Raw genomic sequence first — 23,264 nt, forward strand, 5'->3', positions numbered from 1 at the left:
TGCGGGCGGGCGGGTCACCCCGGGGGGATGAGGTCCCCGCCGCCCGGGTGCCGCACGGTCGCCGGCATGACCGAGACCGCCAGCCGCGAGACCGCCACGCGCGAGACCGCCATCGCCGAGCACGGCATCATCGGCGACCTGCAGACCGCCGCGCTCGTCACCACCGACGGGTCGATCGACTGGTTCTGCTCCCCCCGGTTCGACTCCCCCAGCGTCTTCGGCGCCGTCCTCGACGACGAGCGCGGCGGGCACTTCCGCATCCGCCCGGCCGGCACGGCGTACACGTCCCGGCAGATGTACCTGCCGGAGACCGCGGTCCTCGTCACCCGGTTCTTCTCCGCCGCGGGGCTCGGTCAGGTCGTCGACTTCATGCCGCCGGCCGGGGACACCGCGACCGACCGGCACCGGATCGTGCGGATCCTGCAGTGCGTGCGCGGCCGGATGACCTTCGACGTCGACGTGGCCCCCCGCTTCGACTACGGCCGGCACCCGCACCGCGTCGAGACCACCGACGACGGCGCCGTCTTCGTGTCCGACGGCTCGCGGCTCACGCTGCACGTCGTCCGGGAGCCCGGGGACGAGCGGCTCGCCGAGGTGCGGGGGGAGGACGCCGACCTGCACGCGACCCTCCCCCTGGTGGCCGGCCAGCTGCGCGGGGTGGTCCTGGAGACGGGCGCCGCCGGGCCGCCCCGCGAGCTGCGCCCCGCCGAGGTGCGGGAGCTCCTCGACGCGACCGTCGCGTACTGGCGCTCCTGGGTCGGCCGGTCGACCTACACCGGGCGCTGGCGGGAGGACGTCACGCGCTCGGCGATCACCCTGAAGCTGATGACGTACGCGCCCTCCGGCGGCATCGTCGCCGCCCCCACCGCGGCCCTGCCGGAGCAGGTCGGCGGGGAGCGCAACTGGGACTACCGATACACCTGGGTGCGCGACGCGTCGTTCTCGGTGCACGCGCTGCTCAAGCTCGGGCTGACCGACGAGGCCGCGCACTTCGGGTCCTGGCTGGGCGACCGGATCCGCGAGCGGCTGGACAGCGACAGCGGGCCGCTCAACATCATGTACCGGATCGACGGCTCCTCCGACCTCAAGGAGGACGAGCTCGATCACTGGCGCGGGTACCGGGGCTCGGCGCCGGTCCGCATCGGCAACGGCGCGGCCGAGCAGCTGCAGCTCGACATCTACGGCGAGGCGCTCGACGCGCTCTACGCCGGCGTCCGCGCCGGGCTGCCGCTGCCGCACCAGGGCTGGACGGCGACCAGCCGGGTGCTGGACTGGCTCGCCGACAACTGGGACCAGCCGGAGGAGGGCATCTGGGAGACCCGCGGCGGCCGGGAGGCCTTCACCTACGGGCGGGTGATGTGCTGGGTGGCCTTCGACCGCGGCCTCCGGCTGGCCCAGGAGCACGGCCGGCCGGCCGACGCGGACCGGTGGCGCGCCGAACGCGACCGCATCTACGAGCAGGTGCTCGAGCGTGGCTTCCACACCAGCCGCGGGGCGTTCGTGCAGCACTACGACACCGACGTGCTCGACTCGGCGCTGCTGCGCATGCCGACCGTCGGCTTCGTCGACGGCCGCGACCCGCTGTGGCTGTCCACCCTGGCGGCGATGGACGAGGAACTGGTCACCGACAGCCTGGTCTACCGCTACGACCCCGACGCCTCACCCGACGGGCTGCGCGGGTCGGAGGGCACGTTCTCGCTGTGCACCTTCGTCTACGTCGACGCCCTCACCCGCGCCGGCCGGCTGGAGGAGGCACGCACCGCCTTCGAGAAGATGCTGACCTACGGCAACCACGTGGGCCTGTACTCCGAGGAGATCGCCCTCACCGGCGAGCAGATCGGCAACTTCCCGCAGGCCTTCACCCACCTGGCCCTCATCGACGCCGCGGTGACGTTGGACGCGGCGCTGGACCGGCGCCGCCCGCGCTGACCCGCCGTGCCGCCGCGCCGCGCCGGCCGAGGAGGAGCACGGCGGCGGCGGCGAGGGAGACGGCCGGCACCAGCCCGAGCGCGGCCGGCAGCCCGAGCCGGTCGGCGAGCGCACCGGTGACCAGCGGGCCGGCGGCCAGGCCGAGCAGGTTGTTGGCCATGGCGAGCACGCCCAGGGCGCTGGCCCGGACCGACGCCGGCGTCAGCCCGGCCACCAGCGCCCCGGACGGGCCGGAGGTGCCCGCGGCGAAGAACGCGCCCGCGCCGAGCAGCACCAGCTGCACCGGCCCGGCCGGGAGGGCGAAGCCGGCGCCGAGCAGCACCAGCGACGCCAGCGCGTAACCCGCCGCGCTGGTCCAGCGGCGCGGCGGCCGGGCGCGCGCCAGCCGGTCGGTGAGCACCCCGCAGCCGATCATCCCGACGCCCACGAGCAGCAGCAGGCCGGCGGCGAGCCCGGCGGCGGTGCCGGCGGGCAGGTCGTAGGACCGGTTCAGGTAGCTGGGCAGCCAGGCGAGCAGGGACCCGGCGACGAACAGCTGCAGGCCGTTGCCGAGGTAGGCGCACAGCACGGCCGGCGGGGTCAGCACCGCCGACAGCGGCGCACGCCGGTCGCCCCCGGGCGTCCCGTCGGCCGCGTCGGGCTGCGCGTGGCGCCCGAGCCGCTCCTCGGTGACCAGCACCGCGAAGAGGACCACCAGGACCAGGCCGAGCACCGCCATCGCAGCCACGGCCCAGCGCCAGCCGAAGCGGTCGGCCAGCGCACCGCCGGCCGCGATGCCGAGCACGGCGCCGAACGAGGCACCCGCGGTGAACGCCCCGGACAGCGTCGCGCGGCGGGAGGCGGGGAACAGCGACAGCACGACGGCGAGGCCGACGCTGCCGTACGCGGCCTCGCCCACACCGACGAGCACCCGGGTGGCCAGGAGCTGTCCGTAGTCGGCGGCGAGCGCCGACGCCGCCGTCGCCAGGCTCCACAGGGCCGCCATCGCCACGATGGCCCGGCGGCGGCCGAACCGGTCCCCCAGCACCGACAGGGGCACCGTGAGCACGGCGACGGTGAGCGCGACGACGCTGGTCAGCGAGCCCAGCTGGGTGTCGGTCAGCGCCCAGTCGGCCTTCAGGTGGGGGAAGACGGCCGCCAGCACCTGCCGGCACATGAAGTCCGACAGCAGCAGCGCGAACGCCAGCGCGAAGACCACCCAGGGGAAGCGCGACCGGGTCGCCCCGGGCGCCGGTGGCCCGGCGACGGCGTCAGCCACGGTCGGCGGCCTCCTGCCGGTGCGGCGCCACACCGGACCGGGCCCGCCGGCGCCACTCCGACGCGGTGGTGCCGAAGCGGGCCCGGAACCACACGGAGAACGCGCTGGGCGCGGCGAAGCCCAGCAGGTGGGCGACCTGGGTCAGGGAGTGGGCGTCGGTGGCCAGGTACCGCTCGGCCCACCGGGCACGGACGTCGTCCACGATCGCCGAGAAGCTCTGGCCCTCCTCGGCGAGGCGCCGGTGCAGGGTGCGGGGCGGCACGTGGAGCGCGCGGCTGACGTGCGCCAGGGAGCACCGCCCCGCCGGCAGCAGCACCTCCACCGCCGACCGGACCTGCCCGGCCGTGGTCGCCGGGGGCGGGGGGAGCACGGTGTCGAGCAGCCGGCGGGCGTAGGGCCGCAGGACCGGGTCGGCGGTCACCGTCGGGAGGTCCAGGTCGCGGGCGGGGAGGACCACGCCGGAGAACGGCTGGTCGAAGCGCAGGCCCGGCCCGAACACCTGCCGGGACGCCGTGAGGTCGGCCGGCGGCCCGTGGGCGAGGGCCACAGACCGCGGCTGCCAGTCGGCGCGCAGGAGGGAGCGCAGCACGCCGACCAGGTTCGCCACGGTCAGGTCGAGGCTCTGGCGGACCGGGACCGGCGCCTCGAACTCCAGCCACACCTGGACCGTGGCCAGCCCGTCGGCCTCGAGCAGCCGCAGGTCGAGGACGCCGTTGTAGGCCCGCTCGTAGCGGATCAGCAGGTCCAGCGCGCTGCGCAGGTCCGGCTCCTCCCGCAGCACCACGCTCAGCGGCCCCAGGGCCGACAGCCGGCGGCGGCCCGACAGCCGGATGCCGAGGTCCTCGACCCCGGAGTCGGCCGCCGAGCGCTCCAGGAGTCGGGCGACCCGGACGGCCGGGACCCAGGTGTCCTGCTCCGCCAGGCCGGCGACGTCGAGCCCCTCCTCGGCCATCAGCCGCACCGGGTCCAGGCCGACGGAGCGGGCCAGCTCGGGGTAGCCGCTCAGCGCCGCGTAGCGGACGAAGCGGTCCATGGGCGCTCCCTCGCCGGTGGCACGTACTCGGAAGATAGCGACCACATCGGGGAAGCCGTGCCTCCGGCGGCTCCCTAGCGTGGTCGCACCGGGAGCGCGCCGACCCTCGCGGCCGGCCGCCTCCTGGGTGCTGCAGAGGATCCGTCGCACGGGACCGGGAGCGGCCGGCCGCGGTGCGACCGTGGGAACGGAGCGCCGGCATGTCCGATCCACCGCCGCCCCCACCCGACCGGGGCCGCCTGGACGGGGTCCCGGCGCTGTCGGTGCGCGAGCGGCAGGCCCTGCGGCTGCTCGCCGAGGGCCGGTCGACGGCGCAGATCGCCGCGGCGCTGTCGATCTCGCGGAACACCGCCCGAGCCCGCATCCACCAGCTCCGCGCGAAGCTCGACGTCCCCGACCGGCACCAGCTGGTGCCCCGGGCCCGCGACCTGGGGCTGCTGTGAGCCCGGCGGTGGGCGGCCGTCCCCGACCCCGAGAACCCCTCGCTCCGAGACCGGCGGTGCCCGTGGTGCTCGACCAGTCCCCCGCAGCCCCGGCCGGCGGTGCGGTGCTCCCCGCCAAGCTGTCCCCGCCACTGCTGGGCTTCGCGCCGCTGTCCCGACCCCGGCTGCTGCGGGCGCTGTCCCACGGCGTGTCCGCCGGCCCGGTGACGCTGGTGGCCGGTCCGGCCGGGTCCGGCAAGACGGTGCTGGCGGCGTCCTGGGTGCGGGCGAACCGCGGCCTCCCGGTGGCCTGGCTGTCGCTGGACCCTGCCGACGACTCCCCGCCGACCTTCCGGGCCGCCCTGCTCGCCGCCCTCGACCGGGCCGGCGTCGACCTCCCGGGCGGAGCGGGGCTCCCGGCCCCCGGCGCGCCGGGGTGGCCGGTGCCGCTCGCCGCGGCGCTCGCGTCCCGGCGCCGGCAGGTGGTGCTGGTCGTCGACGACGCCGACGCGCTCACCTCCCGGGAGCTCACCGGCGCCCTGGACCTGCTGGTGCGGCACGCCGGGGCACGGCTGCGGCTCGTGCTGTGCGCCCGCGCCGACCCGCTGCTGCCGCTGCACCGCTACCGGCTCGACGACCGGCTCACCGAGATCCGCACCGACCAGCTGGCCTTCACCGCGGAGGAGACCGGCGGGCTGCTGGCCTCCCTGGGCACGCCCGTGCCCGCCGGCGTGGCCGCCGCCCTGCAGCGCGAGACCGAGGGGTGGGCGGCCGCGCTGCGGTTGACCGCCGCCCCGCTCGCCCGCGGCGTGGACCCCGCCCGGCTGCTGACCGCGCTGACCACGGAGGACGGCGGTGTGGCCCAGTACCTGACCGCCGAGGTGCTCGACCACCAGCCGGCCGCGGTGCGCCGGTTCCTGCTGCGGGTCAGCGCCACCCGCGATCTGTGGCCCGGGCTGGTCGACGCCCTCGCCGGCCGGCCCGGCGGCGGACGCGTCCTCACCTCGCTGGCCGCGCAGAACGCCTTCGTCGAGCGCGCCGCCGGCGCCCCCGGTGGCTTCCGCATCCACGCGCTGTTCCGCGAGCTGCTGCAGGCGCAGCTGTCCTACGAGGCCCCCGCGCGGTTCGCCGCCGGCCACCGCACCTGCGCGGACTGGTACGCCGCCGCGGGGGACGTGCCGGTCGCCGTCGAGCACGCGCGCGCCGCCGGGGACCCCGACCTGGCCGCCCGCCTGCTCGTCGACGACCTGGCGGTCGGCCGCCTGCTCGCCTCCGGGACCGCCGGGGGCCCCCTGCCGGTCGACGGCGGCGGGCCGGACGCGGCGGTGCTCCGCGCGGCCGCTGCGCTGGCCGGGGACCGCCCGGCGCCGCCCCGCGACCTCACCGCCGCCGCGGCGGCCGCCGTCGGTCGCGACACCCGTCCCGCCCTGCGGGTCAGCGCGGCCGTCGTCTGCGCCGTCGCCGCGGCCACCGGTCCTGCCGGCGACCTCGGTGCCGCCGCGGCGGGTGCGGAGTCCCTGGTCGCGGCGCTGCCCGACGAGCACGCCCGGCCGCGCGCGGAGCTGGCCGCGGTGCTGGCCGCCGGTCAGGCCGGTGCGCTGCGGCTCACCGACGTCCCCGAGCGGGTGGTGCGGGAGGCGAACGCCCGCGCCCTCGCCGCCGGTCGCGCGGCCCAGGCGCCCCGGCCGAGCGCCCGCTGCCTGGCCGACCTGGCCCTGCTCGAGGCGCTGGTCGGACGGCTGCGGCGGGCGACCGCGCTGGCCGCCGACCACGAGGCCCTCGCCGACGAGCGCGGACTGCCCGAGCCGGAGCGGTCCCCGGCCGCGGCGCTCGCGGCGGCCGGGGCGGCCCTCGACCGGCACGAGCTCGACACCGCCGCCCGCGGGCTGGACCGCGCGGCCCGGCGGGTCCCCGACCCGTGGACCAGCGGTCCGCTTCTCGCGGTGCTGGCGAGCCGGCTGCAGCGCGCCCGCGGCCGGCCCGACGCCGCACCGGAGGTCCTCGACCCGGTCCTGGCCACCGCGGGGCTCCCGGCCTGGGTCCGCGAGCACGTCCTCGCCGAGGCCGTGCGGGTCTCCCTCGCGCGCCGGGACGGGCCGGCCGCGCGGGAGCTGCTCGACCGGCTGCCGGCCGGCTCGCCGCGGGGCCGCGTGCTGCGCGTCACCGCCGCGGCGCTCGGACTGCCCCCGCGGGCCGGCGAGGTCCTCCCTGCCTCCGACGCGGGCGGCCCGCTGCCGCTCGGCCTCGCCGTCGAGGACGCGGTCGCGCGGGCCTGCCTGCTGGCCGACGGCGGCGATCCCCCGGGAGCCGTCGCCGTCCTCGGGCACGCCCTGCAGCTGGCCGGACCCGAGCGGCTGCGCCGGCCCTTCCTCGACGCGCCCCCGCGGCTGCGGTCGCTGGTGCGCGCCTCCCCGTCCCTCGCCGTCGCCGGCGCCTGGCTGGGCCCCACCGGCCCGGCCGTCCCGGCGCCGCGCCGCCCGGTCGACCCGCTCGCCGGGGCCCCGCCGGCGGCCATCACCGGGGAGCTCAGCCCGCGCGAGCGGGAGGTGCTGCAGCTGCTCGCCGGCATGCTGTCCACCGCGGAGGTCGCCGCCACGCTGTTCGTGTCGGTCAACACCGTGCGCACGCACGTCCGCAGCATCCTGCGCAAGCTCGGCGCGACCCGCCGCAACGAGGCCGTCCGCCGGGCACGCGAGCTCCACCTGCTGGAGGACACCGGCGCGCGGACCGGGTGACGTCCGTGCCCGTCCCCGCCGGGTCGGGCAGCATCCGGCCGTGGACCCCGAGCAGCTGCTGCGGACGGCGGCCGACCGGCTGGAGGCGCTGGCGGCCCGGACGACGCCCGGCGACTGGCGGACCGCCGGGCTGCTGGCGACCCGCCCCGAGGTGGTCGCACACGCGCCCGACGGCGGCACCACGCACGTGGCCGAGGCGCGGTCGGGGACCGGCGCGTGGATCGCGGCCGTCTCCCCCGCGCTGGCCGCACCGCTGGCCGGGTGGCTGCGCGCCGCGGCGGCGCACCGGCCGGTCGACCCGGCGGCCGCGGCGTTCGCCCGGGCGCTGCTCGCGCGGCTGCCGTGACCCGCCCGCGCTCACCCGGGGGTCGGCGAGCGCTCCTCCGCGAGCCGGGAGGCGAACAGCGGCGGCAGGTAGCGCAGCATCAGCGACGACCACACCACGTGGGTGAGCACCGGCGCCTGGATCCCCCCGGTGATCCGGCGCTGCTGGGCGAAGAGCAGCCCCATCGGCACGCTCGCCAGCACCAGCGCCGGGTTGCGGGTGGCGACCGTGGCCAGGCCGTAGACGGCGGTCGAGACGAGCACCGGGCGCCGGGCACCGGCCGCCGCGTACAGCGCGCCGCGGAAGAACACCTCCTCCGCGACGCCGTTGGCCAGCGTGGTGGTGAGCACCAGCGGGGCCGACCCCTGGTCGGCGTAGCGGAGCACCGAGCCGATCGCCCGCTCCAGCACCGGGATCCGCCGGGCGACCAGCGCCGCGGCGTAGAAGGCCCCGAAGGCGCCGACCCCCGACACGACCGGGGTCAGCACCGGCCGGCGCAACCGGTCCCCGCGCCCGAACATCCGCCCCAGGTGCAGCGGCCCGGACGCCAGCCCCCCGACCACCCAGGTGCCGGCGACCCCGAGGGTCAGCCCGTAGAACCGGGGGGACCCCGGCGGCGTCGACAGCGACACCCCCAGCAGCGACGCGCCGGCCACCGCGACGCCGCCGGTGACCCGCCGGCGGCGCCGGAAGGCGTCGTCGCTCTCCCAGTGGTCCCGCGGCACGCTGCGCAGCAGCGGCCCGGCCACCCGCCGGACCCGGGCCTCCAGCGCCCGGACCGCGCTCCGGCGGCTCACCGCCGCGCTCCCCGGCTCAGCCACCCGCCGCGCCGTTCCCCGACCTGCCGCCGGCGTTCCCGCGCTCGCTCGACCAGGGCCGCCACCACCATCTCGTCGTAGTCCACCGGGTCGAACGGGACGACCGAGCGGATGGCGTCGTCGGTGACGACGACCTCGTTGGTCATGGAGTCGATGAGCGACCGGCCGGTGGCCACGTCGACGTCGGTGACCAGGGCCAGCCAGCGCGAGGACAGCTGCGGGCTGAGCAGCGGCACCGGGACGACGAACAGGTGCCGGTTCTGGATGTCGGCGACCCGGGTGAGCATCTGCAGGTAGGTGAGCACCTCCGGCCCGCCGACCTCGAACACCCGGCCCGCCGCCTGCGGTGCGTCGAGGACACCGACCAGGTACCGGACGACGTCGGCGACGGCGATCGGCTGCGTCCGCGTGCTGACCCACCGGGGGGTGACCATGGCCGGCAGGTGCGCCACGAGCTGGCGGGTCATCTCCCACGACACCCCGCCGTGGCCGACGACGATGCCCGCGCGCAGGACCGTCACCGGCACGCCGGTCTCGCCCAGGAGCCGCTCGACCTCGCGGCGGCTGCGCAGGTGCCGGGACAGCCGGTCGCCGTCCCGGCCGAGGCCGCCGAGGTAGACGATCCGGTCGACGCCGGCCGCGGCGGCGGCCCGGGCGAAGGCGCGGGCGGCGTCGGCGTCCTTGCGCTCGAAGTCCGTGTCGCCGAGGGAGTGCACCAGGTAGTAGGCGGCCTCGCAGCCCTCGAGCGCCTCCCGCAGGGACGCCTCGTCCCCGACGTCGCCGGCCACGGGGCGCCCGGCCCCCTCGTAGCGCTCCGGCCGCCGGGTCATCGCGCGGACCTCGTGGCCTGCCTCCTCGAGCGCGGGGGCCAGCCGGCTGCCCACGAACCCCGACGCGCCGGTGACCAGGACCCTCACCGGCACAGCGTGACCCGGGCGGGCCGCGGGCGCGACCCGTCGGCGCGGCGGTCAGTCCGACCAGACCGGGGGCCGACGGGCGAGGAAGGCGGCCGTCCCCTCGCGGAAGTCCGCCGTCGCGCCGAGCGCCACCGCCTCCTCCCGCTCGACGGCCAGGCCCTCCTCGAAGGGCAGGTCGACCCCCTCGGTGATGCAGCGCCGGATCGCCGCCAGCGCCCGCGCGGGCTTGCCGGCCAGCCCCTCGGCGTAGCCCTGCACCTCCTCGCGGAGCCGCTCGTCGGCCACCACGACGTCCACGAGGCCGATGGCGAGGGCCTCCTCGGCGTCGAGGAGGGTGCCGTCGTAGAGGAAGCGCAGCGCCCGCGGCCGGCCGAGCAGGCGGGCCAGTGCCTGCGTCGCGCCGACCGGCGGGATGAACCCGATGGCGATCTCCGGCTGCCCGAGCCGGGCGGTGCGCGCGGCGAAGCGGACGTCGCAGTGCAGCACCATCTCCAGGCCGCCCCCGACCGCGGTGCCGTGCACGGCCGCCAGCAGGGGTTTCGGCGACGCGCGCATCCGGCGCACCAGGTCGTGGCAGACGTCGACCCAGCGGCGCACGTCTCCGTCGTCCATGGCGGCGAGGACCCGCAGGTCCGCGCCGACGCTGAAGTGCGTGTCGAGGGCGCTGCCGATCGCCACCACCCGGACGGCGGGGTCGGCGAGGTGCCGCTCCAGCGCCTCGGGGACCTCCCGGAGCATCTCCCAGTGGAAGGCGTTGACCGGCGGGCGGTCGTACTCGATCCACCCCACCCGGTCCTGCACGGTGACCCGCAGGAAGTCGGCCATGGACCATCCTGGCACCGCCTCTCACCCCGCCGGCTCGACCGGCACGGTGCGCCGGGGCCAGGATGGACGGGACGGAGGGGGTGGCGACGTGACCGATGAGCAGCCGGTCGAGCCGAGCGAGGTCTACCGGGCGGACGGGAGCCGGGTGCCCGACCGGCGTCCCGGGCGCGGCGCGCTGCCGGTCGCGGTGCGGTCCCTGCTCCCGGCCCTGCTGCGCGGCACGACCGCCGGGCCGCTGGTCGCCGCCTCGGCGCTCGCGGTCGCGGCGGCGGTCACCGCCCGGGCCGCCGAGGTGGCGCGCCAGGTGGTGGAGCAGGCGGCCCGGGAGGCGGTGACCACCCGTCCTCCCGGGCCGTGGATCGAGGTCTCGGTCACCCGCATCGAGGTGCGCTGGCCGCGCTGAGCCGCGTCGGCGCGCTCACTCCGGCTCCCCGCGGCCGGGGGGACCGGTTGCCGACCGACGATGTGCGCACACGCGCACATCCCGGCCTCTCACCTGCTCCTCAGCGCACACTGTCCGGCCCCCGGCAGCGGGGGAGCTCCGGGTTCCGCAGCAGGGCCCAGGCGGCCCGGCCGGTACCGCGGACTCCGGGCACGGGTCACGCCACGCACGTGGTCCGCAGGACGGGCCCTAGCCGGACCCCGGACCGCTCTCGGGCCGGGCCCGCGGCCGGACCGCGTGCCGGTTCGAGTCCTCGGTGAGGTAGCTGCGGACCAGCTGCTCGGCGGTCGAGGAGGTGGCGGAGAAACCGGTGACCGCCGACACGAAGTCGGGACCGCTGAGCGCGGCCAGCTCGGAGTCCTCGAGCGCGCGCACGGTGGCCGTCCGCGGGACCGCGCGCAGGAGCGCGATCTCGCCGAACGCCTCGCCGGGGCCCAGCCTGCGGATCTCCCGCCCGCCGTCCAGCACGGCCACCGAACCGGAGGCGACGACGTAGAAGTCGTCGCCCGGGTCGCCCTGCCGGAACACGTCGGTGCCCGCCGCCACCCGGGTCCGGCGCACGCGCAGCGCCAGGCTCTCGATCGCCGGCACCGGCAGCAACCGGAGCATGCGGACCCGCCGGAGCAGCACGATGCGGTCCCTGCGGACCCCGATCTCCGCGTCGATCGCCCGCAGCGCCGCCCAGCGCGCCGCGACGGCGACCGGGAGGACCCCGCCGGTGACGGCGAGCGCGCCGGTGTCGCCCAGCGCGGAGACCAGGAGCGGGGCCACCAGCGAGCCGAGCGCCAACGCCAGCGCGAACACCGCCTCGGTCAGGGCGAGGACCCGCGCCAGCGTCTCGTCGGGGACGAGGCGCTGCAGCAGCGTGAAGCCGGTGACGTCGACGAGTGCGTTGGCGGCGCCGACGAGCAGGAACGCGCCGACCGCCACCCAGCTGCCCGTGAGCAGCCCGACGACGACGAGCGGCGCCCCCCACAGCGCGATCCCGGCGCCGAACAGCGTCCCCAGCCGGGAGCTGCCGGCCGCGCCGATCGACGCCGTCGCCGCGACCAGGCCGCCCACCCCGAACGCCCCCCACAGCAGCCCGACCCCCGGGCGGCCCAGGTCCGTGACGTCCACCGCGACCACCACGGCCAGCACCGTCAGCGCGCCGCGGACCACGCACTGCACGCCGCCCAGGACGATCACCTCCGCGGCCCGGCGGCTCCGGCGCAGCTCGCGCAGGCCCTCGACGACGTCCACGAGCACCCGCGTCCGCCCGGTCCGCGAGCCGGCGGCCGCCGGTCGCGACGACCCGGGGCGCAGGCCGGCCACGAGGATCCCGGCGACGCCGGCGAGCAGGGCCACCACGCCGAAGGCGGCGGCCGCGCTGGCCCCGGCGAGCAGCGCGGCCGCGGCGAGCGGGCCGACCAGCGCCGCCACGCCGTCGAGGACGGACCGGACCGCGTTCACCCCGGCCAGGTCCTCCGGGGTGGTGCACAGCGCGGGGAACAGGGCGCCGAGCACGGGCCGGTAGGCGGCGTGGCAGACCGTGGAGGCGGTGAGCAGCGCGTACACCGCCACCGGCCGGTCGGCCGCGACCGCGACCGCGGCCCCCGCCGCGGTGAGCGCCCGGAGCCCGCACGTGACCACGAGCAGCCGGCGGCGGTCGACCCGGTCGGCCAGGGCGCCCAGCCAGGGCAGCGCGACCGTCGCGGGCAGCACGCGCAGGAACCCGACGACGCCGACGCCGACCGCGCCGTCGGTGTCGAACGCGTACACCGTCATCGCCGTGAGGAACAGGAACTCACCCGTCCACGCCGACAGCGACGACAGCTGGGCCAGTCGGAGGTCGCGGTTCCGGGCCACCGATGCCAACGCCTCGCGGTAGGCACCGGGCACGGCGCGGACGCTAGCAGCGACGAGGGGTCCCGGGGGTGGCTCCCCGCGGGGTCGCGGACGGGCCGCCCGCGATCCGCGCCGCGCTAGGGTCCGGCATGGCGACCGGCCGTGCGCTGCTCCTCATCGCCGACATCGGCGGCTACACCCAGTACATGCAGTTCCACCGCAGCGTCCTCGGGCACGCCGAGGCGGCCACCCGGCGGATGCTCGACCGGGTCGTCGCGGCGGCGCGGGACTTCGACCTCGTCGAGATCGAGGGCGACGCGGCGTTCCTCTCGCGGGACGCCGAGGGCCTGGACGGGCCGGCCGCGCTGTCCGCCGTCGCCCGTGCGGTCGTCGACATGCACCGCGCCTTCCACGTCGAGCGCCGGTTCGTCGAGCTCAACATGTGTCCCTGCGGGAGCTGCACGCAGACCAGCGACCTGACGCTCAAGTTCGTCGCGCACGTCGGCGAGGTCGCCACCCAGACGATCCGGCGCCGCAGGAAGCTCGTCGGCATGGACGTCATCTACGTCCACCGGCTGCTCAAGAACGCCGTCGACGTCCCCGAGTACCTCCTCGTCTCCGACGACCTCGTCCGCGACGGCGGTGCCGCCTCCTCCGGGATGGCCATGCGGGAGCTCACGCAGGACCTCGAGGGGATCGGGCCGGTGCGAACGTTCTTCGTCAGCGTCGAGGACCTGGCCGCGCCGCTCCCGCCGCCGCCGGACCCCTCGTGGCCGCGGCGCCTCGGCAGCACCCTCGGGATGGTCGGCCGCGGCCTCCCGCACGTCCTCCCCCGGCGGCGCCCCCGGACGCTCGCCGCGGCCGGCTGAGCCCCCGACGAGGACCGGCCGCGTGAGAGGTCCCGGCAGCGACCCTCCCGACGCGCGGGCCGTCGCCCGGCTCCGGGCGGTGACCGCGGACCTCGCGGCGGAGACCCGCTCGCTGCAGGAGGTGCTCGACGCCGCCGGCCCCGGCCGGTGGGCCACCCCCACGCCCGCGGCGGGGTGGACCGTGCAGGACCAGGTCCACCACCTGGCGTTCTTCGACGAGGCCACCGTGCTCGCGGCCACCGACCCCGGCCGCTTCCGGCACGAGGCGGCCGAGCTGACCGCCCCCGGGGACGACTTCCCCGACCGTCTGGTCCGCGGCCAGCGCTCACTGACGCCGGAGCGGTCGGCCGCCTGGGCCACGCGGGCGCGCGCCGCCCTGCTCGACCTCGCGGCCGGCGCTCCCCCGGGCCTGCGCCTGCCCTGGTACGGACCGGACATGGGCATCACCTCGGCCCTCACCGCCCGGCTGATGGAGACCTGGGCGCACGGGCAGGACGTCGCCGACGCCCTCGGTGTGGTGCGCGAGCCCACGACCGGCTGCGCCACGTCGCCCACCTCGGCGTCGCCACCCGGGCGTTCGCCTTCCGGCTGCGGGGGCTGGACCCGCCGGAGGACGACGTCGCCGTCGAGCTGACCGCCCCCGGCGGCGGGGTGTGGCGCTGGGGCGACCCGGGCGCCGCGCAGCGCGTGAGCGGCACCGCGCTCGACTTCTGCCTGGTGGTCACCCAGCGCCGGCACCGGGCCGACACCGCGCTCACCGTCACCGGCGACCTCGCCGCCCGGTGGATGGCGGTGGCCCAGGCGTTCGCCGGCGTTCCGGGCCCGGGGCGTCCGCCCCGGGGGAGCGACCCGGGGTGACCGGGGAGGTGCCCGTCGCGGCGGTCAGGTCGTCGTCCGCCGGATGAGCGTGCGGACCCCGGCCAGCCAGCGCTCGGGGTCGGCCGCCTTCTGCGCCCAGTAGGTGCCGACCTCCGGGTGCGGCAGGATCAGGAACCGGTCGGCGGCGAGCCCGTCGACGACCGACTGCGCGACGTCCTCGGGCGTGATGACCGTGCCGGAGGCGGCGACCACCGCGGCCGCCGAGCTGCCCTGCTCCAGCGGGTCGAGCAGCAGCGGGGTGGCCACGCCGAGCGGGCAGAGGACGCTCACCCCGATCCCCCGGTCGCCGTAGGTGACCGCCAGCCACTCGGCCAGCGCGACGGCGCCGTGCTTGGTCACCGTGTAGGGCGCGTCGCCGGGCGTGGTGAGCAGGCCGGCCGCGGAGGCCACGTTGAGCAGGTGCCCGCTGCCCCGCTCGAGCATCGACGGCAGGACGGCGCGGGCGGCGTGGACGTGGGCGAGCACGTTGACGGCGAAGACCCGCTCCCAGACGGCGGTGTCGGTCTCGATGCCGCCCCCGGAGAAGACGCCGGCGTTGGAGCAGAACAGGTCGACGCGACCGTGCGCGGCCAGCGTCCGCTCCACGAGCGCCGCGACGGCGGCCTCGTCGGTGACGTCGGTGGTGTCGGCGGTGGCGGAGGTGGTGTCGCCGATCCCGGCGGCGACCCGCTGCGCGGCCGCCCCGTCGCGGTCGCTGACCACGACGGCGGCGGCGCCCTCGGCGGCGAAGCGGCGGGCGAGCGCGGCGCCGATGCCGCTGCCCGCGCCGGTCACGACGGTGACGGCGTCCCTGAGGTCCATGCCGGGTCCCTACCCCGATCCGGCGCGGTGTGCTGCCCGGTGTGCTGCGTCAGGTCCCACCTCGCCGCGGCCGGGGACGCCTCAGGCCGGCGCCCGGCGCCCCCACGCGGCCGTCATCATCCAGCACCGGGTCCAGGTGTCCGGGTCGTCCAGCAGGGCGGACGCGGCGTCCAGCGTCGCCGCGTCGAGCACCCCGCTGGCGAGCACCCGGTCCCGCACCTCCGCGAAGAAGAGCTGGAAGTAGCGCGCTCCGCGGTCCCCGCCACGGATCTCCTGCACGTCGGTCTTGGCCTGCGGCCGCACCAGGCCCAGCTCGCTGACCATGCGCGGCAACCGGCGGCCGACGAGCCAGTCGACGCCGTTGTCGCGTCCCCACCGGAGCAGCGCCGTCCAGGTGGCGGCCCACGTCTCGGGTTCGGTCGTCGGCGCGAGGGAGAAGTCGGGCTCCTGGACGAGCAGCCACCCGCCGGGCCGGACGGCGGCGGCCATCGCGGCGAGCACCGCCGGGGCGTGCTCGGCGATCTGGTGCAGGAGGGCGCGGCAGGTGACCAGGTCGAAGGAGCCGACCGGCAGCCGGGTCCGGCGGACGTCGGCCTGCTCCACCGTGAGGTTCTGGGCGGGGACCAGGTCGAGCAGCACCGTGTCGACGTCGATCGCGGTGACGCTCCCGGAGGGGCCGACCTCCTCGCACAGCCACTCGGCGATGCTGCCGTTCCCGCCGCCGAGCTCCAGGCAGCGCCAGCCGGGGCCCACCCCGAGCGCGCGCAGGTACCCGCGGGTCCACGGGTCGAGGATCTTCGACATCAGGTCGAGCCGCTGGTACTCCGACGTCGCGGCGTCGTCGAGGATGTAGGGCTGCAGGGTCGCCATCGCCGTCCCTCGGTCCGATCGGGTCGCGTGCCGGGCTCCGGCTGCCGGGCGGCACGTCGATGGTCCTCCCGGCCCCCCACCGACGCGACCCCCTCGCGCCGCGGTGGCGCGTCCGGTCAGGAGTGAGAGCTCACGGCGGCGGCGGTGTCCACTCCAGCCACGCGGCGCTGGGGTGGCTGCGCCCGAGGACCGCCCCGTGGCTGGTCCCGTCCCGGTGGCCGAGCCTGCCGATCACCCCGAACAGCCCGCCGTCCCGGTTCTCGCGCAGCCAGTCCGGCGGCACGTCCAGTGCCTGCACCGTCCCCGTGGCCGCCGGGCCCAGCGGGACGAGCGGATCGACCGAGATCCACTCCACGTCCCTCGCCCGGCCGATCCGCGCGACGACGTCGCGGAAGACGGCCTGGCGCTCCGGGGTCAGGAACACGTGCGCGTAGGTGTCGACGAGGCAGAGCAGCGCGTCCGCGGGCACCTCCTCGACCACCGCCGGCAGGACGTCGACCAGGTCACCGCGGAGGGTCGCCGCGGGGTGTGCCCGGGCCACCTCGACGGCGGCGGCGAACCGGGTGACCGCGCCGACCTCGGGCGGCACGCACGCAGCGAGCCACGCGGCCGTGCCGGCGTCGGCCGGGTCGAGCGGCTCGACGTCGATCCCGAGCCGGTGGGTGATCAGGGGCAGCCGAGGGCGGGCCGGCAGGGGCGCCTGCCCGCGGACGGAGCAGGAGAGGGTGACCGGTGACCGTTCGTCGCCGGCCGTGCGGCGTGTCCCGTCCGGGAGCAGGTAGGTGTACCGGTAGCGGTCCAGGCGCAGGCCGAGCCCCGCACCGGTGCCCAGGTCGATCAGGGCGATCGGCCGGCGGTCCCCCTCGGTGACCGCCACGAGCGCCGCCAGCACGTCCAGGCACCGGCTCACCTCGGTCATCTGGTAGCGGTGCTCGCGGCACAGCCGGGCCAGCGCGGGGGCCTCGGCCCGGGCGAAGGCGCGCAGCGCCGGCCGGAACCCCGGGTCCGCCGGCGGCTGCGCGCCGCCGGCCCGCGGGTAGAAGGCGGCGAGCGGGTCCCCGCCGCGCCGCGCGAGGTGGAACCGGATGGCGGCGCTGAGGAGCAGCGGCGGCAGCCGGTCGAGGGGCACCGCCGCGGCGAGGTCCAGCAGCTCGGCGTCCTCGGCGACGGCGGTGAACGTCGCGGCGGTCAGCCACCAGCTCGGTGGCGCGTCCGGCGGCGACCAGGCGGCCGCGACCGACCGCGCCTGCTGCGCCACCGCCGTCCGGGGGTCGGGGTCCACGACGGCAGGCTCGTCACGACGGTCCGCCGACGTCAACGGGGTGGGCCGCCGGACAGGTCAGTCCCCGCCGTGCACCAGCTCGCGGGCGGCGCGCTCGACGTCGGCCTCGGAGACGAGCACGTGCAGGGCGGCGTCACCGAGCGGGATGAAGCTGTCGGCGCTGGTGACCCGGGCCATCCTGCCGCGGAACCCGGCGTCCACCAGGCCCGCGAGCACGCCCTCGGAGACCCCGCCGGAACGGCGCGTCTCGTCCACCACCAGGACTCGGCCGGTCGCCCCCGCCTCCCGCACGACGTCGGCCATCGGCAGCGGGGCCAGCCAGCGCAGGTCCACCACCCGGCAGCCGATGCCCTCGCCGGCGAGGCGGGCGGCGACCCGGAGGCTCATGTGCAGGCCGTTGGCCCAGGTGACGATCGTGAGGTCGGTGCCGTCGCCGTGGGTGCGCGCCGAGCCGATCGGGACGTGGTGCTCGGCCCACTCCCCCGGCGGGCGGTAGGGCGCGGTCCAGCCGTCGTCGCCGTCGGCGTGCAGGTCCCGGGTGTGGTAGAGCGCGATCGGCTCCAGGAAGACGCACACCGCGCCGTCGACCGCCGCCGCGGCCGCGCAGGTGCGCAGCATCGCCGCGGCGTCGTCGGGCCGCCCCGGGGAGGCGATGACCAGGCCGGGCACGTCGCGCAGCACGCCGACGGCGTCGTCGTTGTGGAAGTGGCCGCCGAAGCCCTTCTGGTAGCCGTAGCCGGCGACGCGGACGACCATCGGGTTGCGGTACTGGCCGTCGGAGAAGAACTGCAGCGTCGCCGCCTCCCCGCGCAACTGGTCCTCGGCGTTGTGCAGGTAGGCCAGGTACTGGATCTCGGGGATCGGCAGCAGGCCGGACACGCCGGCGCCGAGCGCCAGCCCCAGGACGGTCTGCTCGTCGAGCAGCGTGTCGAAGACCCGGGCGGCGCCGGCCCTGCGCAGCAGGCCACGGGTCACCCCGTAGACGCCGCCCTTGGCCGCGACGTCCTCGCCGAAGACCAGGGCGCCGGGGTGGCGCGCCAGCACGTCGAGCAGCGCCCGGTTGATCGACTGCGCCAGCGTCATCGGCGGCTCGTCCTCGGGCAGCGTGCTCCCGAACAGGGCGGCGCGGCGCTCGGGCGGCGCGGCCCCGGCGGCGACCCGGGCCACCTCGTCCGGCGTGGCCGGCGCCAGGGGCCTCATCACCTCGGCGGCCGACTCCAGCCGGGGCAGGTCGGCGACCTCCCGGGCCAGGTCGAGCACGCGCGAGCGCGTCGCCTCGTAGCGGTCGAGCACCTCCGCCGGGGTGAGCAGCCCGGCGTCGACGAGCAGCCGGGCGGTGCCGAGCAGCGGGTCGCGGCGGAGGTCGGCGGCGATCCGGTCGGCCCGCCGGTAGGCGCTCTCGACGTCGGTGCCGGCGTGGCCCATCAGCCGGACCGTCCGCAGGTGGAGGAACGCCGGACGGCGGTGCCGCCGGACCCAGTCGGCCGCCCGCCGCGCCGTCCGCACGGCGTCGACCAGGTCGGCGCCGTCGGCGGCGAGGTACTCCAGCCCCGGGCGGCTGCCGTAGGCGTGCGCCACCCAGCCCTCCGGGGTGGGCACGCTGATGCCGAGGCCGTTGTCCTCGCACACCAGCAGCAGCGGCATGGGCAGCCCCCGGTAGCCGACCTGCACGGCGGCGTTGATCGCGCCGACCGCCGTGGAGTGGTTCGCCGAGGCGTCCCCGAAGCTGCAGACGGTGACGGCGTCGCGCGGGTACTCGCCCTCCAGCCCGAGCTTGCGGACGCGGTCGATCGAGAACGCGACGCCGAGGGCGCGGGGCAGGTGGGAGGCGATGGTCGACGTCTGCGGCAGGACGGCGAGGTCCCGGCGGCCGAAGACCTTGTGCCGGCCGCCCGAGATCGGCTCCTCGGTGGCCGCGACGATGCCGAGCAGCACGTCGCGCAGCGGGTCGGAGCCGCCGGCCACCTGGTTCGCCCGTTCGAGGAAGAACCCGCCGGAGCGGTAGTGCAGCAGCGCGGGGTCGGTCGGGCGCAGCGCGGCCGCCACGGCCGCGTTCCCCTCGTGTCCGGAGGAGCCGATCGTGTAGAAGCCCTCGCCGCGTCCCCGCAGCCAGCGGGCGGCCAGGTCCAGGTGCCGGCTGCCGAGCTGGGCGTCGAAGAGCCGGAGGACCTCCTCGGGCGCGAGCTCCGGGGGCAGGACCGCCCGGTCGCCGCCGCGCGCGACGCCGTCGAGGCCCTTGACCGTCTCGATGAAGTGTTCGTCGACCTGCTCCACCGCCACACCTTGTCCCGCGGGGACGGCCCGGTCCAGCAGCCCCGGGACCGCGTGTCCGTCGGGTCGCCCCGGCCCCGTCCCTACCGCCGGCTCACCGGAAGAGGTCCCAGAGGCTGCCCGACGTGTCCCACGGCCGCCCCGCGCCGTCGCCCGGTCGGGGCAGGGCGTGCCGGACGAGGAGGACGCCGGCCAGGAACGGCAGGATCCCGGCCGCGAAGCCGACTCCGCCCAGCACGGCACGTCCGGGGTCGACGACGGCGACCACCATGCCGCCGACCGACACGGCCAGCCCCACCACGATCCACACGACGCCCCACACCGTCCGCGCCCGCATGCCGCTCCTCCCGTCGGAGCCGAGGACTGTCACACACCGGACGGCCGAACGGGCCGGATCCCTGCCCGAGTTGCACCGGCGCCCCGGCGGCGCTTCGGTGGACGGGCCAGCAGCTCGCCCTCGACGAAGCGGGGATCTCGTGGCGGACACCAGCACCGGAACCAGCACCGTCGACGACGAGGACGCCGGGCTGCGGAGGTCCATCACCGGCGGGCAGCTGTTCTTCTACACGCTCGGGGACGTCCTCGGATCGGGCATCTACGTCCTGATCGGCCTGGTCGCCGCTGCCGTCGGCGGGGCGTTCTGGATCGCGTTCGCCCTCGGCGTCACCGTCGCGGCCATCACCGGCGCCGCCTACGCCGAGCTGGTGACCAAGTACCCCCAGGCCGCCGGCGCCTCGCTCTACATCAAGAAGGCCTTCGGCAGCACGGCGCTGACCTTCCTGGTCACCGTGTCGTTCCTGTCGGCCAGCTTCGCGGCGACCGGCTCGCTGGCCACCGGGTTCGCCTCGTACTTCGCCACGCTGTGGGACGGCCCGCCGGCGCTGCTCGTGTCCCTCGTGTTCGTCCTCGCGCTGGTGGTCGTCAACTTCATCGGCATCACCGAGTCGGTGGTGATGAACATGCTGATGACCTTCGTCGAGGTCGCGGGCCTGCTCGTCATCATGGTCATCGGCATCTGGTTCGTCGTCCAGGGCGACGCCGACTTCGGCGTCCTCACCGACATCGACGTCACGGGCAACCCGGCGCTCGCGGTCCTGGCCGGCATCGCCTTCTCGTTCTTCGCGATGACCGGCTTCGAGAACACGGCCAACGTCGCCGAGGAGACGATCGAACCGCACCGGAACTTCCCGAGGTCCCTGGTCGGCGGGATGGTCGTGGCCGGCCTGGTCTACGTCCTGGTGTCCATGGCCGCCGCCCTCACCGTGCCCACCGACCAGCTCGCCGAGTCCGACGCGGCGCTGCTCGAGGTGGTGAAGCAGGGCATCCTGCCGTTCTCGACCGACGTCATGACCACGCTGTTCTCGATCATCGCGCTGATCGCGATCACCAACACCACGCTGGTCACGATCGTCACCCAGCCGCGGATCCTCTACGGCATGGCCAAGGAGGACGTCGTCCCGGGCGTCTTCGCGAAGATCCACGCCACCCGCCGCAGCCCCTGGGTCGGGCTGCTGTTCAGCGCCGCGGTGGTCGGGGCCCTGCTCGTCGCCGGCAGCATCGTCGTCAGTTCCGGCGGCATCGACCTGGTCAACACCCTCGCCCTGGTCACGGTCGTGCTCCTCCTGGCCATCTACGCCCTCGTGATCGTCGCCTGCCTCAAGCTGCGCGGGCGCGACGAGGACGAGCGCACCTACCGGGCCAACACGCCCCTGCTGGTCCTCGGGCTGCTCGGCAACCTGGCCATCCTCGGGTTCGCCGTCTACGACGACCCGTCGTCGCTGATCTGGTGCGCCGGGCTCATCGCCGTCGGCGTCGTGCTGTTCCTCGTCGAGTACGCGTTCGGGAAGCGCAACCGCCCCGCGGGCACCCGGCGCGGCGATCCCGAGGCCGTCTCCCGGACGGAGCGCTGAGGTGCACGTCGTCGTCGCCACCGACGGCTCGCCGCAGTCGCTGGCCGCGGCCCGCCACCTCACGTCCTTCGCCGACCCCGCGAAGATCACCGCGATATCGGTCGTGGCGGTCCTCCGGCCGCTGGCCTCGGTCGCCTTCGCCGACGAGATCTCCGAGGTCGAGCACCACGAGGTCGGCGAGGGGGCCGGCAGCTTCCGCGAGGCGGCGCAGCGCGCCGTCGACGCGGTGGCGGCCGTCTTCGACGGCTGGGGACCGGAGGTCGACCGGCAGATCCGCAGCGGATCGCCGGCCGCGGAGATCATCGGGGCGGCGACGGAGCACGACGCCGGGCTGATCGTGATGGCCGCCGGCGGGCGCGGGCTCAGCGACGTCATCCTGCTCGGCAGCACCGCCCAGCGCGTGCAGCACTACGCACCGTGCCCGGTGCTCGTCGTCCGCCCCGCCCCCCGGCCGAGGAGGGCCACCCGGCACGGGGAGTGACCCCGCGCCGGCCGCACCCGCGCCCGACCGGCAGGAGGGACCCGACGTGCCCGCCCCCGAGTTCTTCCTGCGGTCCTACCCGCTGCCCGACGACGTGCGCGCGCACGCCGCGGCCGCCGAGGAGGCCGGCTGGGACGGGCTGCTGCTCACCGACACGCAGAACCTCAGCATGGACGTCGTCGGCTCGCTGTACCTGGCGGCGTCGGTCACGACGCGGCTGCGGCTGGGCACCGCCGTCACCAACCTCGTCACCCGCCACCCCGCGGTCGTGGCCTCGACCTTCGCCACCCTGCACCACGTCACCGGGGGGCGGGCGCACCTGGGCGTGGGCCGGGGCGACACCGCGCTCGAGCTCGTCGGGCTCCGGCCGCCGCCGGCGCACGAGTTCGAGCAGCAGCTCGGCCGGCTGTGCAGCTACCTGCGCGGCGGCACGGTCGACGTCGACGGGTTCGGCAGCCGCATCACGTGGCTGCCGGTCGCCGGCGAGCAGGCGGTCCCCGTGGACGTGTTCGGCTCCGGCCCGCAGGTCATCGCGGCCGCGGCCCGGCAGGCCGACCGGGTCACCGTCACCGTGGGAGCGGAGCCCGAGCGGGTGGAGTGGGCGGTGCGCACGGCGCGGGAGGCGCGGGCGGCTGCCGGGCTCGACCCGCAGACCCTCGACGTCGGGGCGTTCGTCGTGGTCGGCGTCGGCACCGACGAGCACGCGCTAGCCGAGCTCGTGCGCGGCAACGCGAGCATCTCCGCCCACTTCCAGCGCGGCGCGCGCTCGTCCCTGTCGACGGCCGACGCCGCCGTCGTCGCCGAGGTCAGCGCGCACTACGACACCTACCACCACGGGCTGGAGCACGCGGCGCAGGCGGAGTCGCTGTCCGAGGGGTTCCTGCGGCGGTTCTGCGTCATCGGCGGCCCCGACGAGTGCGTGCGGCGGCTGCGCGGGCTGATCGGGCTCGGCCTGTCCCACGTGACGGTGGTGGGCGGGTCCCGCGACGTCGACCCCGGCGTGCGCGAGCGCTCCGACCGCCTGGTCGCCACCGAGGTGCTGCCCGCGCTGCGGTCGCCGTAGGCGTTCCGCGCGTCCGGGCACCGTCACCCAGCCGACGCCGATCGGGGGGGCACGAGCACGTCAGGCCGTCACCCCGGCGGTCCTCGTCCCGAGCTCCCGCCTGCCGTGGACGTCGGTGTCATCGCCGGACCGTCCGCCGATCCCGGGCCGGACCGCCCGAGGTCGGTGCGCGGTCGCGTGGACCCGGTCGTGACGCCCGGGTGACGCCTGGCGGAGAGGATCGCCCTCCCGCCCAGCCGGCCCCGCCCCTCCTCACACGGGGGACCCGCTGCTCCCGGGCGCCGTCCACGGCTGTCGCGCCGGGCGA

General features: G+C 76.9%; 22 protein-coding genes. 11 read left to right on the forward strand and 11 right to left on the reverse strand.

Annotated features, from left to right (window positions below):
• The first annotated feature begins 66 nt into the window (after positions 1-66).
• Positions 67-1,929, forward strand: a complete 1,863-nt coding sequence (locus ACI8AD_RS00200) for a glycoside hydrolase family 15 protein (RefSeq protein ID WP_456868506.1) — start codon at positions 67-69, stop codon at positions 1,927-1,929.
• Here ACI8AD_RS00200 and ACI8AD_RS00205 read toward each other — a convergent pair.
• On the reverse strand, positions 1,874-3,187 hold the full coding sequence (locus ACI8AD_RS00205) for an MFS transporter (RefSeq protein WP_456868507.1): 1,314 nt from the start codon (positions 3,185-3,187) through the stop codon (positions 1,874-1,876). The genes ACI8AD_RS00200 and ACI8AD_RS00205 overlap by 56 nt on opposite strands.
• Positions 3,180-4,220, reverse strand: coding sequence for an AraC family transcriptional regulator (locus ACI8AD_RS00210; protein WP_456868508.1), 1,041 nt, complete (start codon positions 4,218-4,220; stop codon positions 3,180-3,182). The genes ACI8AD_RS00205 and ACI8AD_RS00210 overlap by 8 nt, the downstream gene beginning before the upstream one ends.
• Before the next feature lie 200 nt (positions 4,221-4,420).
• On the opposite strand from ACI8AD_RS00210, the gene ACI8AD_RS00215 reads away from it, so the two are divergent.
• Genes ACI8AD_RS00215 through ACI8AD_RS00225 form a run of 3 tightly spaced genes read left to right on the forward strand, consistent with a single transcriptional unit; the run spans position 4,421 to position 7,723 of the window.
• Positions 4,421-4,663 (forward strand): response regulator transcription factor, encoded by a 243-nt coding sequence (locus ACI8AD_RS00215; RefSeq protein ID WP_456868509.1) that lies wholly within the window; start codon positions 4,421-4,423, stop codon positions 4,661-4,663.
• Between the two features lie 56 nt (positions 4,664-4,719).
• A complete protein-coding gene (locus ACI8AD_RS00220; protein WP_456868510.1) occupies positions 4,720-7,377 on the forward strand; it encodes a LuxR C-terminal-related transcriptional regulator in 2,658 nt (885 codons plus the stop codon).
• A gap of 40 nt (positions 7,378-7,417) precedes the next feature.
• Complete coding sequence (locus ACI8AD_RS00225) at positions 7,418-7,723, forward strand: hypothetical protein (protein WP_456868511.1); 306 nt, start codon at positions 7,418-7,420, stop codon at positions 7,721-7,723.
• 11 nt (positions 7,724-7,734) lie between these two features.
• On the opposite strand, the gene ACI8AD_RS00230 is transcribed toward ACI8AD_RS00225, so the two are convergent.
• From ACI8AD_RS00230 to ACI8AD_RS00240, 3 genes are read right to left on the reverse strand one after another with little or no spacing between them, the layout of a single operon-like run.
• Positions 7,735-8,499, reverse strand: coding sequence for a CPBP family intramembrane glutamic endopeptidase (locus ACI8AD_RS00230; RefSeq protein WP_456868512.1), 765 nt, complete (start codon positions 8,497-8,499; stop codon positions 7,735-7,737).
• On the reverse strand, positions 8,496-9,437 hold the full coding sequence (locus tag ACI8AD_RS00235; protein WP_456868513.1) for an NAD(P)H-binding protein: 942 nt from the start codon (positions 9,435-9,437) through the stop codon (positions 8,496-8,498). Before ACI8AD_RS00235 ends, ACI8AD_RS00230 begins: the two co-directional genes overlap by 4 nt.
• 51 nt (positions 9,438-9,488) lie before the next feature.
• Entirely contained in the window at positions 9,489-10,262 is a 774-nt protein-coding gene (locus tag ACI8AD_RS00240; protein WP_456868514.1) for an enoyl-CoA hydratase/isomerase family protein, read from the reverse strand.
• An 88-nt stretch (positions 10,263-10,350) separates the two neighbouring features.
• Between ACI8AD_RS00240 and ACI8AD_RS00245 the strand changes: the two genes are divergently transcribed.
• Positions 10,351-10,665: a hypothetical protein gene (locus ACI8AD_RS00245; protein ID WP_456868515.1), complete on the forward strand. Its 315-nt coding sequence runs from the start codon at positions 10,351-10,353 to the stop codon at positions 10,663-10,665.
• A 228-nt stretch (positions 10,666-10,893) separates the two neighbouring features.
• Here ACI8AD_RS00245 and ACI8AD_RS00250 read toward each other — a convergent pair whose 3' ends face one another.
• The gene (locus ACI8AD_RS00250) at positions 10,894-12,585 is read right to left on the reverse strand and encodes an MFS transporter (RefSeq protein ID WP_456868516.1); all 1,692 of its coding nucleotides are present in this window, start codon (positions 12,583-12,585) and stop codon (positions 10,894-10,896) included.
• 95 nt (positions 12,586-12,680) lie between these two features.
• Between ACI8AD_RS00250 and ACI8AD_RS00255 the strand changes: the two genes are divergently transcribed.
• The 3 genes from ACI8AD_RS00255 to ACI8AD_RS00265 are packed head-to-tail and all read left to right on the forward strand — an operon-like array spanning position 12,681 to position 14,258.
• Positions 12,681-13,400, forward strand: a complete 720-nt coding sequence (locus ACI8AD_RS00255) for a DUF2652 domain-containing protein (RefSeq protein WP_456868517.1) — start codon at positions 12,681-12,683, stop codon at positions 13,398-13,400.
• A 22-nt stretch (positions 13,401-13,422) separates the two neighbouring features.
• Positions 13,423-14,034 carry a maleylpyruvate isomerase family mycothiol-dependent enzyme gene (locus ACI8AD_RS00260; protein ID WP_456868518.1) on the forward strand — a complete coding sequence of 204 codons (612 nt, stop codon included), beginning with the start codon at positions 13,423-13,425 and terminating at the stop codon, positions 14,032-14,034.
• A gap of 53 nt (positions 14,035-14,087) precedes the next feature.
• On the forward strand, positions 14,088-14,258 hold the full coding sequence (locus ACI8AD_RS00265; protein ID WP_456868519.1) for a hypothetical protein: 171 nt from the start codon (positions 14,088-14,090) through the stop codon (positions 14,256-14,258).
• 24 nt (positions 14,259-14,282) lie between these two features.
• On the opposite strand, the gene ACI8AD_RS00270 is transcribed toward ACI8AD_RS00265, so the two are convergent.
• From ACI8AD_RS00270 to ACI8AD_RS00290, 5 genes are all read right to left on the reverse strand, one after another.
• Positions 14,283-15,080, reverse strand: a complete 798-nt coding sequence (locus tag ACI8AD_RS00270) for an SDR family oxidoreductase (RefSeq protein WP_456868520.1) — start codon at positions 15,078-15,080, stop codon at positions 14,283-14,285.
• A gap of 81 nt (positions 15,081-15,161) precedes the next feature.
• On the reverse strand, positions 15,162-15,950 hold the full coding sequence (locus ACI8AD_RS00275) for a class I SAM-dependent methyltransferase (RefSeq protein ID WP_456868521.1): 789 nt from the start codon (positions 15,948-15,950) through the stop codon (positions 15,162-15,164).
• Between the two features lie 130 nt (positions 15,951-16,080).
• Positions 16,081-17,232 (reverse strand): DUF2332 domain-containing protein, encoded by a 1,152-nt coding sequence (locus ACI8AD_RS00280; protein WP_456868522.1) that lies wholly within the window; start codon positions 17,230-17,232, stop codon positions 16,081-16,083.
• 57 nt (positions 17,233-17,289) lie between these two features.
• Positions 17,290-19,506: a thiamine pyrophosphate-dependent enzyme gene (locus ACI8AD_RS00285; RefSeq protein ID WP_456868523.1), complete on the reverse strand. Its 2,217-nt coding sequence runs from the start codon at positions 19,504-19,506 to the stop codon at positions 17,290-17,292.
• A gap of 91 nt (positions 19,507-19,597) precedes the next feature.
• Positions 19,598-19,840 (reverse strand): hypothetical protein, encoded by a 243-nt coding sequence (locus ACI8AD_RS00290; protein WP_456868524.1) that lies wholly within the window; start codon positions 19,838-19,840, stop codon positions 19,598-19,600.
• Positions 19,841-19,979: 139 nt separating this feature from the next.
• Here ACI8AD_RS00290 and ACI8AD_RS00295 point away from each other — a divergent pair, with 139 nt between their 5' ends.
• From ACI8AD_RS00295 to ACI8AD_RS00305, 3 genes are read left to right on the forward strand one after another with little or no spacing between them, the layout of a single operon-like run.
• Entirely contained in the window at positions 19,980-21,413 is a 1,434-nt protein-coding gene (locus ACI8AD_RS00295; RefSeq protein ID WP_456868525.1) for an APC family permease, read from the forward strand.
• A 1-nt stretch (position 21,414) separates the two neighbouring features.
• Complete coding sequence (locus ACI8AD_RS00300; protein ID WP_456868526.1) at positions 21,415-21,894, forward strand: universal stress protein; 480 nt, start codon at positions 21,415-21,417, stop codon at positions 21,892-21,894.
• Between the two features lie 46 nt (positions 21,895-21,940).
• The gene (locus ACI8AD_RS00305) at positions 21,941-22,957 is read left to right on the forward strand and encodes an LLM class flavin-dependent oxidoreductase (RefSeq protein ID WP_456868527.1); all 1,017 of its coding nucleotides are present in this window, start codon (positions 21,941-21,943) and stop codon (positions 22,955-22,957) included.
• Positions 22,958-23,264 lie beyond the last annotated feature (307 nt).

The sequence above is a fragment of the Geodermatophilus sp. SYSU D00766 genome (genome assembly GCF_054049915.1).